Raw genomic sequence first — 12,474 nt, 5'->3', positions numbered from 1 at the left:
CCTAAAGTGCTGTTAATTGAACAGAATATAATCTGTATGTTAGTCGGGGAGCCTATGGCTGAGACCACTTCGGTGGGACCCGTTGAACCTGATCCATTTAATAATGGCGTAGGGAACTAGCAAACGTATCCTCTCAGATGCCAACCACTGTATCACCAGTGATCCGACACCTTGTCAGCGATACCTGCTACCCTGCGCACTACACATAAGGGTAGTCGCTATGGCAGTTCCATCTAAAACACCTATCACTTTAACTATTGCCGGCTCTGACAGCGGTGGCGGTGCCGGCATTCAGGCCGATATCAAAGCTATTTCCGCAACTGGTGGCTACTCCTGCTCAGTTATCACTGCGCTTACAGCACAAAACACGCTGGGAGTATCCGGTATTTATCCTGTCGACCCTTCGTTTGTAGAACAACAGCTTGATGCCGTCTTCAGTGACATTGACGTGAAAGCGGTAAAAGTTGGTATGCTCAGTGACGCAAACATCATCCGCTCGGTTGCGACAAAGCTACATGAGTACAAGCCCCAGTTTCTGGTTGTTGATCCTGTGATGGTTGCCACCAGCGGCGATCTCCTTTTGCAAGAAGAAGCCATTTCCACCCTGAAAACTGAACTGCTACCAATGGCGGATGTCATTACCCCTAACCTGCCAGAAGCGGCAGCACTGACTGGTGCAGAGTTACCAAAGACTGAGCAGGATATGAATGCGATGATCACCGCATTACGCGAGCTTGGTTCCCGTTCAGTTCTGCTGAAAGGCGGACATCTTGAACAGGATGAAAACAGCACAGATCTATTAATACTGGCAGATGATGTTATTCGTCTCAGTACCCCTCGAATCAATACACAAAATACCCACGGTACAGGTTGCACCCTTTCATCCGCAACCGCCTCTTACTTGGCTCAAGGGCATGAACTGATCGACGCTGTAAAGAATGCCAAAGCTTATATTACTCAAGCCATTCTTCATGCCAGCGATCTTAAAATAGGCTCAGGTCACGGACCGGTTCACCATTTCTTTGCCGGACACTTTAAAGCTGAATAACCGCTAAAACCGAGTAACTACAATGAATACTAATCAACAGGCTCTGACTGAGCCTGGCGTTTCCGTGCGCCTGAAAAACGTATCTCTGGCTTTTAACGATGCAGAACAGGAACTATTTTCCCAGCTAAATCTGTCGTTGCCATCAAACCAGTGGACTTGTCTTCTGGGCAAAAGTGGCTGCGGAAAAACTACCCTGCTCCGTTTTCTTGCTGAGCTGATGGATGAGCAAGTCACCTGGAATGGCGAACTGATTACGTCAGATTGCCTGCCGTTGTCAGGGCGTATTGCTTACATGGCGCAGCAGGATCTTCTGCTGCCTTGGCTGTCTGTTATTGATAACGTCTGCCTCGGCCTTCACCTCGGAGCCTCCACCAATACATCTAATAATCAGCCTGAGATACAAAAAGCACATGAGTTGCTTAAAGCTGTCGGCCTCGCTCAATACGCATCAGCAATGCCGCACCAGCTTTCAGGGGGAATGCGCCAGCGAGTTGCGCTTGCCCGAACACTGATGCAAGACAAACCGCTGGTGCTGATGGATGAACCCTTTTCAGCACTTGACGCCGTTACACGCTATAAGCTTCAGAGCCTTTCTGCGCGACTACTCAAGGAACGTACCGTTCTGCTGATCACTCACGATCCGCAAGAAGCCTTACGGCTGGGACACAATATTTACATCATGTCCGGAAAACCTGTACAGCTAACCAAGCTGCAAGTGCCGCAGAAAATACCTCCAAGGCAGTTTGATGCTGAAACAGCTCATCATCAACAAACCATCATTGAGCTACTGGAGAAAGATTATGTCTGATCTTCCTATCTCAGCATCGCTGACATCAAAAGCTGAGAAACCAACACCTTCCGTCGTTTCAAACCAGCCTTCAGCAGAGTTCACCAAACGTATATCAGCGTCAGGCAAACGAGCCATATTGAGCTCGTCGGGCGTGCTCGTCTTGTGGCAAGGTCTTGTCAGCTTACTGGAACTTCCTCCGTTTATTTTGCCGGGGCCGCTTGCTGTCTTCAGCAAGATCATTGAGCGCTACGATATTCTCTGGCACCACACGCTCGTAACCGGTTCTGAAATCATTTTAGGGTTAGCACTAGGGTTAATTCTGGGACTATTTTTCGCCCTGCAAATGTTGTTATTTGCGCCGCTTCGTCGCTGGCTATTACCGATTTTAATAGCCAGTCAGGCAATCCCCGTTTTTGCTATTGCCCCTATCCTGATGCTTTGGCTTGGGTACGGAATGGCATCAAAAATTGTTATGGCAGCACTGATCATCTTCTTCCCGGTCACAACCTGTTGTTATGACGGATTACGTCAAACACCGAGCGGTTATCTGGATCTGGCAAAAACCATGGGGGCGACTCGCTGGCAACTTCTACGACACATCCGCTTGCCTGCTGCGCTACCCGCCCTAGCTTCCGGCATTCGAGTCGCCGTTGTTGTCGCACCTATCGGTGCCGTGATCGGTGAGTGGGTCGGCTCCAGCGAAGGCCTCGGTTATCTGATGTTACAGGCCAATGCCCGGATGTTTGTGGACGAAATGTTCGCCGCCCTTTTTATCCTGGCACTGTTTTCAGTCAGCCTCTATTTCATTGCCGACAGACTGCTTAAGAAAGCGATTCCATGGCAGGAAAAATAAGCTTAATCGCACACGCAAAAATAAACCACACAACAATAATCACTTCATAAAGGAATCTTTAATGAAAAAACAGTTACTTCACAGCATCGCAGCCTTATCCCTTTCCGTCGTCTCATTTAACGCCGCGGCAGAAAAACTCAGCCTGATACTGGACTGGTTTGTTAACCCGAATCACGGCCCAATCATCCTTGCCCAAGAAAAAGGCTGGTTTGCCGAACAGGGGCTGGAAGTCGAGATCCAGGAACCAGCTGATCCGAGTATTCCGGACAAACTGGTCGCTGCAGGAAAAACCGACCTGGCCGTTTCTTACCAGAGCACGCTAATTTCGGGGGCCGCCGCCGGTCTTCCATTGGTTCGTTCAGCCACACTAATTTCCGGACCACTTAACTCACTGATCGTTCTTGATAAGTCCGACATTAAATCACTGGCTGACCTGGAAGGAAAAAACATCGGTGTCGCCATTGGTGGAAACGAAGAGGCGACTATCGGCACCATGCTGCGTTCAGCACATGTCAGCATGGACAAGGTGAAAATCATTAATGTCGGCTGGGCATTGTCTTCATCACTGGCTTCAGGAAAAGTCGATGCTATCTGGGGCGGCTTGCGTAACTTTGAACTGAACCAACTTGAACTTGAAGGCTACAAAGCAACCGCTTTCTACCCAGAAGAGCACGGTGTTCCGCCTTATGACGAGCTGATTGTTGTTGCCAACCCGAACAAGTACAACCTTGAAACAATCGAAAAATTCAACACTGCCATTGAAAAGGCAACTGTTTACCTGATCAACCACCCGGAAAAAGCATGGCTAGAGTTCATTGCCTACGCACCGGATACCCTGAATAACGACCTAAACCGTCAGGCATGGGAAGACACTCTGACACGTTTTGCACTCCGTCCGGGCGCGGTAGAGCTCAAACGTTATGACGACTACGCCGCATTTATGAAGCAACACAAAATCATCAATAAACTACCAAAAGCCCAAGATTACGTTCTGACTTACTAATTCAGCATCAAGGAAAGACAATGAATCATCAAGATTTAATCAATGCCTGCAAACAAGACTGGCAAGGCTACACCCGACACACTTTTGTCCACCAACTTGGTAAAGGTGAACTTAGTGAAAGCGCATACCTGCATTACCTTAAACAAGACTTTCTGTTCCTGAAACATTATGCCCGCGCTTATGCCCTGGCTGTTTTCAAGTCAAACTCTCTGGCTGAAATGCGAGAACCGCTGCCAAGCCTTAATGCGCTACTTAATTCCGAAATGAGCCACCACATTGAATACTGCGCAAAGTGGGGGCTTACAGAGTCCGATATGGAAGGTGAGCCGGAAGATTTCGGTACTGTTTCATACACCCGCTATGTTCTCGATACCGGAATGGCCGGAGACCGAACGGATCTTTTCACCGCACTCGCTCCTTGTGCAATCGGCTACGCTGTGATCGGACAATGGCTGGCCGAATGGAGCGAAACCACGATTGAAACCAATCCATACAGAAGCTGGATTGAGCTATATAGTGGTGATGAATTCCAGTTGGGAGCCAAAGAAACCATTGAGCGACTGGATCTGATGCTGGAAGAAGTTCCTTTAAACAGTCGTCGCGGTCAGCGCTTGTGCGAAATATTCAAAACAGCCACCAGAATGGAAGTCGCATTCTGGCAACAGGGACTGAACGCTTCAGATAATTAAGCTCCAATCATTAATCTTTTCAGCAGGCTCTCAACCAAGAGCCTGTTTTCTCATTCAATCAATACACCATCGGTATTCTCCCGCTTCACCTTGACTCACCACTCCTTTACTGCATAAGTTTTAATCAGGTTCTGAGTAACTAACGGTGGAAACATGAAAATCTATGAACTTGGTCCGGCACCGAGTGCACGTCGCGTCAGTATTTTTCTGGCCGAAAATGGCATTGATGTAGACCGTGTCCACGTAGATATTCTTGGCGGCGAAAACCTGAGTGATGAGTTCAGGGCAAAAAGTCTGAACGCTCAGATACCTGTATTAGAGCTGGACGACGGCACGACCATCTGTGAATCAATCGCAATCTGCCGTTATTTTGATGAGGCTTATCCCTCTGATCATTCCCTTTTTGGCAATACCCCACTAGAGAAAGCAACAATTGAAATGTGGCAACGACTCGTGGAGTTAAAAGGGCTGCTAGTTGCCATGCAGGCGTTTCGCAATATTACCGGCATCTATCAGGACAGAGAAAAATGTATCTCGGCATGGGGTGATGAATCTCGCCAAAGATTAATTGAATTTCTGCCGACTATTGATAACCAGTTAGCCGTTTCCCCTTTCGTTGCCGGAGAACATTTCAGCGTCGCCGACATTACAACGGTTGTTTTATGCGAATTTATGAAGAATCTGGAAATCGAGCCAGACGACAGCTTACCTAACCTACGCGAGTGGTACCAACAAATCTTAGAACGCCCATCTGTCAAAGGATAAACGGAGACTGCCATGATCGAGCTTTATACTGCTGCCACACCTAACGGACATAAAATCTCTATCGCATTAGAAGAAATGGAACTTGAGTATCGGGTTCATGCGTTAGATTTAATGGCAAAAGATCAAAAGCAGCCCGCTTTTCTTGCTATTAATCCTAACGGACGGATACCAGCCATTATTGATACTGATAACGATAACTTCACGGTATTCGAGTCCGGCGCAATACTGCTCTATCTGGCTGAAAAAACCAGCGAGTTCCTGCCACTTGAACCAAAGAAGCGCTCTAAAGTTATTCAATGGCTTATGTTCCAGATGGGAGGTGTCGGACCAATGATGGGACAAGCCAATGTCTTTTACCGCTACTTTCCGGAGAAAATCCCGTCAGCTATTGAACGCTATCAACATGAAGGTCGGCGACTGTTTGAAGTTATGGACACTCAGCTCGCTCACAGCGCCTACCTGGCCGGAGATGAATACACCATAGCGGATATCGCCACCTGGCCGTGGGTGCGAATCTATGAATGGAGTGGAATTGATATTGAAGGTTTACCTCACCTTCAGCGCTGGGTAAATGAAATAGCAGAAAGGCCCGCATGCAAAAAAGGCATCCTCATCCCACCATCATCAGATCTCAGTGATGAAGAAAAGGCAGAAGAAATTAGGGAGATGGTGACACGATAAACAACACGACAATAACAGATGCACCGGCCACTGAAACAGAGTCCGGTGTTTTGATAAATTCAAAATAATCAGGCTGAAATCAAATGCTCGGTAAAGCCAAGCTCTACCAATGATTCAAACGCTTCCCAAACATCTTCCGGTATATCCTGATGAGCAGAAAAGCCCTTGTCAGGGTAAGTCCTAAGCCTTTGAAGATCGCCAACCATTACGTTAATTACATCACTGTAGGTTAACTGCTCATTAGGATATTCATCAAAAGACAGCGGGGGTGAAGTAACAACAAGCTCTTTCCCTGGCCACTGTTTCATAAACGTGGCATACGCTCTTCTTTCCATGAACGGCTTTTGAACCAGCATCAAACGCTGTGGTTCCAGCCCCCTGTTAGCAAGCAGTGAACGGGTAAAAGTAACATTTTCACCGGTATTACTGGATCGAGGCTCGACCAGAATTTTCTCTTCTGATACACCCATATCCGCAGCGATAGCGGCAAAATGTTCAGCTTCTGACGCCGGGAACAATCCTTTTGTCAGCTCCCCCTCACCACCAGAAAAAACAATGTAAGGCGCATAACCCTCCAAATATAGTCGCGCAGCATACTCAGCAACACGGACATCATTACTGCAAAGGACAAAGATGCAGTCACATTTTTCTAGAGGATTATTGAGTAGATGGTAATTCCAGATCCGTTGAGCCAGAGCATGTACTTTTGGGGTCATAGAATTTCCTTATTCATTTATCGGTGAAAACAAAAATGGCTGCCGCTAGAAGCGAAGCAGCCATTCTTTAAGAGGTATATTGGGACAATTTCACAAGAAACGACCAATCAGCAACGATTAACGGTGCCACCACTCAGGCACGATGTTACAGCTGACTTCACCAGAGCTCAACCAACCCTGCTCACCCTCAATAGTTAACTGAAGCTGCATAGTACGCTCGGCAATGGCTTCCAGCTCTGCAAGGGTTGCATCATTGATGTACACCACTGAGATATTGCCGTATTGAGTAACCTTACTCTTGTTCTGCTGCCACCAGATCGGTGCTGCATTATCACCATAAGCGAAAATAATCACTTTCTTAGAACGGTGTGCCGCCTTCTTCAGGCGTTTTTCATCTGGCAAACCAAGCTCAATCCAAAGCTCAATTTCATCATTCAGATTTTTGATCCAAAGATCCGGTTCATCGGTATCACACAGACCTTTAGTGAAGTTCAGCTCTTCATCAGCATTTAAACCCCATGCCATAAGGCGAAGCATCAGCCTTTGAACGGTCTCTGACGGATGACAGGCAAGGGTATGGGATTTGTCCAGATAGACATGGCGGTCCAAATCAGCAACGTTGAACTGGGCCTTATAGATAGTGGCTTTAAGTGCCATAACAGATTACCTAAATTTAAGATGCCCGAAGTGTAGTAAGAATGAGAGCAGAGTTCAATTTCTATTGGCTTTTCAAGGCAATAACCTGTCTGTTAACTGTGGCCATTTCTGTTGCCAGTTGCTGGCATTCCATCTTCAACTCAGGAAGTGGCATTTGGCTGAACTTCTGTTGGTAATGCTTTCTGGCATTGGCCATAGATGCTTTCCACTCCATCATTTCAACCGCAGGCATCTCTTCATTGAGCAGGCGCTTACCTTCTTCAATATAATCCTGTGCAAGCTTGCCATAGGCTTCAAACACATCAGCCACATCATTGCTTACATTGCTGTGCAGACGGTTACAACCACGAATCACAGCTTCCTTCAGTTGAAATGTCGCGTAAATACCAACAAGTTTGTCACGAATTATATCCCCTGGCTCACCAGGATAACGAGCATCGGTAATCTCAGATGCTTCAGCAACAAAAACAGTCATCAGTAAAGATAAACACAAACACCAGATTTTACGTAACACAGCCAACCAACCTCACGTGTATTTATGATTCGATCATACGTGATTCGAGCGACTATGCGTGGTCAATTTCGTGATCGAACGCACATCGTTAGAACAATGTTTTATTCCAGCAAAGCATTAATTTGCAAGGTTTTATTAACTATTGACTCTTTTTGGGCTTTCGACAGCTGCTTTATTTTGTACTCCAGCCTCATTGCCTTTTTTTTATCGCCAACAGGTTCTGACCATGCCAACTCCAAAGGTCCTTTACCCTTCAGAAACTTAGCGCCTTTTTTGCTGTTTTGATGTTCATTGAAGCGGCGCTCAACATCTGTTGTTACCCCGCAATATAGTTGGTTGGAAGCCGTTCTGATCAAATACACCGACCATTGAGCAGCCGTCTTTTCTGTCACTTTCTTTTCCTTTTGCTCTTGGTGATCAGCCTAGTGCCGGACATCTCTTATATAAGAAGGCCCGGTAGTTACCGGGCCTGAGTAATATCTTTTATTTAAGCTGTTATCTGTATTCAGCTTTTCGTAAATTATATTTCGGTACTGATTAAGAGGTCAGTGATTCGATCAATGCTTTAAGCTCTGCAATCTCTTGCTTCATTTCAGCAACTTCCGTTTCAAGTTGCTCAACCCGCGCTAATGTACCTGATGAAGAAGAAACAGCTGGCTGAGACGTTTCGGCCAATGCTTCAACATCAACCTCACCACTGAACAGATGCATGTAGCGAGAATCCCTCTTGCCTGCCTCACGCGGAAGCTTAACGACATATGAGCCTTTATCACTCTCAACCATATGCGTCAGAACAGATTCAACTTCTTTAACATCCGTGAAATCACACAGACGGTTGGTTCGGGTACGTAGTTCACCCGACGTTTGAGGACCACGTAACAGCATAACGCAAACAATACCTTTTTCCTGCTCAGTAAACTGCAGAGTACTGAACTCGGTATTACAAAAACGATGCTGATACTTGGCAACACGGCTACCAAAGCCGGTGACTTCCTGAATCATACGCTTGGTCTTGAGTGACTCAAGCGTGTCCAGCACCGTTGCCTCATCCAGCGACATCACTGGTTCACGGTTACTTTTCTGATTACAGGCCGTTGTTAGTGCATTTAATGTCAATGGGTATTGATCCGGGGTCGTCACTTCTTTTTCCAACAAGCAACCAACTACACGCGCTTCAATCGGTGTAAAGCATATTTCCATGATCTTCCCTCACCCTTCTTACTTTTAACAATACTGATTCCGATGCTTTGCTTAGCCAAAAGCCTGCTTTGCATAGCATTGGGATCTGCACTGAAACCTAGATCGGCAAAAGAGTTCTTAGGGAGATTAGCACGACCTGTCTGAACAACAAGCACCTGACGGTTTGATTGCCTTAAAATCAATCAATTGACTGTGATTATTGAGAGATAACACAAACAAACGGGACACCTTTGTGTCCCATTGTCAGTTTGCATAGAGGTAAGCATTTATTCTTAGGTAAACTCAGCCGCGACAAAGCGGTTACGCCCCTGCTCTTTAGCCTTGTAAAGAACCTTATCGACTATTTCGTACATGTTTTCGATAGTCTCAAGGCCGGTAGGCATCCACGACACCATTCCCTGACTGATAGTGACCACGTCAGCAGTCGTAGATTTAGCATGCGGAATCGCCAGCTTTTCAATACTGCCTTTCAGGCGGCCACACTCCCGCACCGCACGGGTTTTATCGCAGTTGCTGATCAGAACAACAAACTCTTCACCACCATAACGAGCAGCCAGTTCACCGGCTCGGCTGAAGGTTGACTTAAGTTCTTTAGCGACAGACTGAAGACAGCGGTCTCCTTCAAGGTGACCGTAATAATCGTTGTAGAGTTTGAAATGGTCGACATCTATCATAATCATGGTCAGTGAAAGGTTATGACGACCATGCCAGGCAATAAACTCAACTAACTTTTGATCCAGATAACGACGGTTTGCCAGCTTGGTCAAGCCATCTTCATTCACCTGTTGTGACAACAGTTCATTTGCTTGTTCAAGCTGTACCGTTGTTTCCTTCAGCTGATGTCTCATGTGGGCGATCCTTTGCATCGCCTTCAGCTTAGATGCCAACACAATCTTATTTACAGGCTTAACAAGGTAATCGTCGCCGCCCATATCAATTGCCTTGGCAATCATTTCCGGTTCATCATGACCACTCAAAAAAATAATCGGCACCCAATCAGGGTGTTTTATCCTGATTTGTTCAGCCACTTCTGTACCACTCATGTCCGGCATACTTACATCAAGCAATACCAGGTCTGGGTCAAACAGAGGGTATTTTTCGATTGCCTCTTTCCCGGAAGCGACTGCCTCTACAACATGCCCCAAACGCTGCAACCTCATAGCCAGCTGCATTCGCTCTAAATGAACATCATCGACAAGTAAAATCCGCATTGCTTCCATGTAAAGCATCCTGTTGTAATAAAAACAGTTGTCCTGTGTTTAATTTATAGCACAGGCATATAAACACCAAGGTTTATATGAGCTTAACTTCACACCAACTCTACTAACGTGACTTTGTTAACAAGTTTCCAAACCATGTCGGCAATTTCATGCAAATCACCAAACAGATGTTTTAAATTGATCGTTCGAAAGCTCGACTATCATTAGGATGTTGACTTTTATTGACAGGACTATAGGATTCCACCTCCTTAACTATTCATGCTGTAGGAAATACGATGTCTGAAATCGAAAAAAAAGAAGAGCAAACAGTAGAAGAAGTGGCATTCACTCTTGATGACTGTTCTCCTGAACTGCGTCAGGTTGTTGAGTTTGAGCAAGTGCCTGAAGAACTTCTAGATATGCTTGTGAATGTTTATAAAGCATCTGAAGATATTTCTCACGAGGCATGGAACCAACTACCTGCAAGTGCACAAAACGTTCTGGACAACTTCGAGCAGTTCCACTCTCTGATCGCTCTGAGCCAGAGCTACTCAGGTGTAGACTTCCTGGGCGAAATGCAGGAAACAAACAAGCCTGAAGATATGACTGATGACGAATTTGCTGAGTACAAAGCTGTAATGCTGGACAAAGTGCTTCACAACTGTGTTAAGGACATGTGTAAGCAGCTTAAGAAAGCTCGTCGTCACCCGCCGATGAAGCGTGAATTCCAGGAAATCTTTCAGAAGTAAGCTGGATTAAGCAAAGGGAGGCGTATGCCTCCCTTTCTTTATTCACCCGACCTGCCTTCAATTCACTACGAATAACGCAAGTAATTCCATCTACTTATACCAATCGTTTTTTTTCGTGGTAAACTTGTTTTCCTGCGTAAAACATCAATTAACACCGTCTATTTAATACCGGCTCCAGAATAATAAACATGTGCCCCTTCCGGTATAAACAGGACTATTTTTATATTTAGAGTTACGCTTTTTCTCCGAAAAGCAGAGGTATGAATGTCAAGCAACGAACAGATTAAATTTCGAACTGAAGTTTACTTCATTCCGAGCCTAGGCATTATTCAATCTGCTGACTCAACACAAAAACTTAACCTTTCAGAACAAAAGATTCTCTCTTTTCTGATCAATAATCACAGGCCCGTTACTAAAGAAGAACTTCTGAAAGCAGGCTGGCCTGAGCGGGTTGTCTCAGAAGCTTCGCTTTTTCAGGTAATCCGTGCCCTGAGAGTTAAACTACATGAACATCGTAAAGGCGATGTCATCGAAACGCTGCCACGTGTCGGATATCAAATCACGCAATTCGAACGCCTTCCATACCCGCTGAAAAAGGTACCTTCAGAAAAACAGAAGCGTTTCAGAAAGAAAGTCTTTGGGTTTTCGTTACTAGCGACTGCTACTGTGCTGGCAGCCAGTGCTGTTATCTATTGGAATATTGATGACTTTACACCATTAGAAGAAACCCGCTTCCTGACAGAAAATGTAACCTGGGACAGTAATAAACTGACGTTTATCGCCGATAACCGCGATGATATTGAAGATATAAAGCACAAACTGTCTACTGCCTATCAAATGCATACGGCTAAATTCAACCCACCAATAATTCAGAATATCAAAGGTTATGCCTATAAAGGCCAGGGCCTGTATTCTATTGCTTGGTGCAAGGTAGATAACAAGCAAGCCTGTCTGCCAAATACGGATTTTGCGTACACAATTGAAGAGCAGGACTGGAAACGATTCTCCGATTTTCTGGTTTCAACAACTCGAACAGTTCGAGAATCTCCGATCATTCAAACCGACCTTGCACGAGAACCAACTGCGCAGGTACATATGAACTATATGGATGGGTCCGGTATCCAGTCTAAAATCGTTCATTACTACATATCGAATAACAACCCGGATAGTTTCAGTTACTCTTATATGTCGTTTATTACTGAAGCTAAAACGGACTTCCACCATGCATTGTCTGTGCGAGCAGCAACCATCTCTATGGTTGAAAATCATTCTCCGTTTCTGGCGACAGCCACGTTGAAACCCGACATGTTCCACTGGGCTTACCAGCCAAGCGATGTGATTATTGAAGACAAATCCACGGCACTAAAAACCGAAGCCAAAATGCGGGACGATTTCAGACACAAGCGCATTGTCTACAGCTACCTGCTTTATCAACAGCCATTTCTGGATCTGGTGTTTTACCCTGCTACCGGTATTTATTGGATAAATAACAGCACCAAATATAACAAGCTGTTTAATAGTACAGTTTCTGAGGAAAAATGAGACTCATTCACGACTAATTGAACACTGTGTAAATAATAACTTGTTATACCTCATTCCCTCCCTATAAA

14 protein-coding genes, 1 pseudogene and 1 riboswitch are annotated in these 12,474 nt (G+C 45.6%); of the genes and pseudogenes, 9 read left to right on the top strand and 6 right to left on the bottom strand.

What is annotated here, in order from left to right:
* Positions 1-34: 34 nt before the first annotated feature.
* Positions 35-132: riboswitch (TPP riboswitch) on the top strand.
* An 88-nt stretch (positions 133-220) separates the two neighbouring features.
* The 7 genes and pseudogenes from thiD (at position 221) to AACQ93_RS20185 (ending at position 5,829) form a co-directional block, all read left to right on the top strand.
* The gene (thiD, locus tag AACQ93_RS20215; protein ID WP_064608207.1) at positions 221-1,048 is read left to right on the top strand and encodes a bifunctional hydroxymethylpyrimidine kinase/phosphomethylpyrimidine kinase; all 828 of its coding nucleotides are present in this window, start codon (positions 221-223) and stop codon (positions 1,046-1,048) included.
* A 22-nt stretch (positions 1,049-1,070) separates the two neighbouring features.
* Positions 1,071-1,856, top strand: a complete 786-nt coding sequence (locus AACQ93_RS20210; RefSeq protein ID WP_157097616.1) for an ABC transporter ATP-binding protein — start codon at positions 1,071-1,073, stop codon at positions 1,854-1,856.
* 121 nt (positions 1,857-1,977) lie between these two features.
* A pseudogene (locus AACQ93_RS20205) lies at positions 1,978-2,691 on the top strand (ABC transporter permease); the annotation flags it as partial.
* Between the two features lie 61 nt (positions 2,692-2,752).
* Positions 2,753-3,694: an ABC transporter substrate-binding protein gene (locus AACQ93_RS20200; protein ID WP_064608205.1), complete on the top strand. Its 942-nt coding sequence runs from the start codon at positions 2,753-2,755 to the stop codon at positions 3,692-3,694.
* Positions 3,695-3,714: 20 nt separating this feature from the next.
* The gene (locus tag AACQ93_RS20195; RefSeq protein ID WP_064608203.1) at positions 3,715-4,383 is read left to right on the top strand and encodes a TenA family protein; all 669 of its coding nucleotides are present in this window, start codon (positions 3,715-3,717) and stop codon (positions 4,381-4,383) included.
* A gap of 153 nt (positions 4,384-4,536) precedes the next feature.
* A complete protein-coding gene (locus tag AACQ93_RS20190; RefSeq protein WP_064608201.1) occupies positions 4,537-5,148 on the top strand; it encodes a glutathione S-transferase in 612 nt (203 codons plus the stop codon).
* Between the two features lie 12 nt (positions 5,149-5,160).
* A complete protein-coding gene (locus AACQ93_RS20185; protein ID WP_064608199.1) occupies positions 5,161-5,829 on the top strand; it encodes a glutathione S-transferase family protein in 669 nt (222 codons plus the stop codon).
* Between the two features lie 68 nt (positions 5,830-5,897).
* Here the strand turns inward: AACQ93_RS20185 and AACQ93_RS20180 are convergent, their stop codons facing one another.
* The 6 genes from AACQ93_RS20180 to AACQ93_RS20155 form a co-directional block, all read right to left on the bottom strand.
* On the bottom strand, positions 5,898-6,545 hold the full coding sequence (locus tag AACQ93_RS20180; RefSeq protein ID WP_064608196.1) for a YdcF family protein: 648 nt from the start codon (positions 6,543-6,545) through the stop codon (positions 5,898-5,900).
* 117 nt (positions 6,546-6,662) lie between these two features.
* Positions 6,663-7,202 (bottom strand): YaeQ family protein, encoded by a 540-nt coding sequence (locus AACQ93_RS20175; protein ID WP_007465393.1) that lies wholly within the window; start codon positions 7,200-7,202, stop codon positions 6,663-6,665.
* Positions 7,203-7,263: 61 nt separating this feature from the next.
* Entirely contained in the window at positions 7,264-7,716 is a 453-nt protein-coding gene (locus tag AACQ93_RS20170; RefSeq protein WP_157097615.1) for a hypothetical protein, read from the bottom strand.
* Between the two features lie 101 nt (positions 7,717-7,817).
* Positions 7,818-8,108 (bottom strand): GIY-YIG nuclease family protein, encoded by a 291-nt coding sequence (locus AACQ93_RS20165; protein WP_064608193.1) that lies wholly within the window; start codon positions 8,106-8,108, stop codon positions 7,818-7,820.
* 145 nt (positions 8,109-8,253) lie between these two features.
* Positions 8,254-8,916, bottom strand: a complete 663-nt coding sequence (locus tag AACQ93_RS20160; RefSeq protein WP_064608190.1) for a YceH family protein — start codon at positions 8,914-8,916, stop codon at positions 8,254-8,256.
* Positions 8,917-9,188: 272 nt separating this feature from the next.
* On the bottom strand, positions 9,189-10,127 hold the full coding sequence (locus AACQ93_RS20155; protein ID WP_198160278.1) for a GGDEF domain-containing response regulator: 939 nt from the start codon (positions 10,125-10,127) through the stop codon (positions 9,189-9,191).
* A gap of 284 nt (positions 10,128-10,411) precedes the next feature.
* On the opposite strand from AACQ93_RS20155, the gene AACQ93_RS20150 reads away from it, so the two are divergent.
* Positions 10,412-10,864 (top strand): DUF3069 domain-containing protein, encoded by a 453-nt coding sequence (locus AACQ93_RS20150; protein WP_064608182.1) that lies wholly within the window; start codon positions 10,412-10,414, stop codon positions 10,862-10,864.
* 264 nt (positions 10,865-11,128) lie between these two features.
* Positions 11,129-12,406: a winged helix-turn-helix domain-containing protein gene (locus tag AACQ93_RS20145; RefSeq protein ID WP_064608180.1), complete on the top strand. Its 1,278-nt coding sequence runs from the start codon at positions 11,129-11,131 to the stop codon at positions 12,404-12,406.
* Positions 12,407-12,474 lie beyond the last annotated feature (68 nt).

The sequence above is a fragment of the Photobacterium sp. J15 genome (genome assembly GCF_963870815.1).
Lineage (GTDB): Bacteria > Pseudomonadota > Gammaproteobacteria > Enterobacterales > Vibrionaceae > Photobacterium > Photobacterium marinum.
Note: the sequence above shows the minus strand (reverse complement) of the source record. Positions and strands in the feature narration are given on the sequence as shown.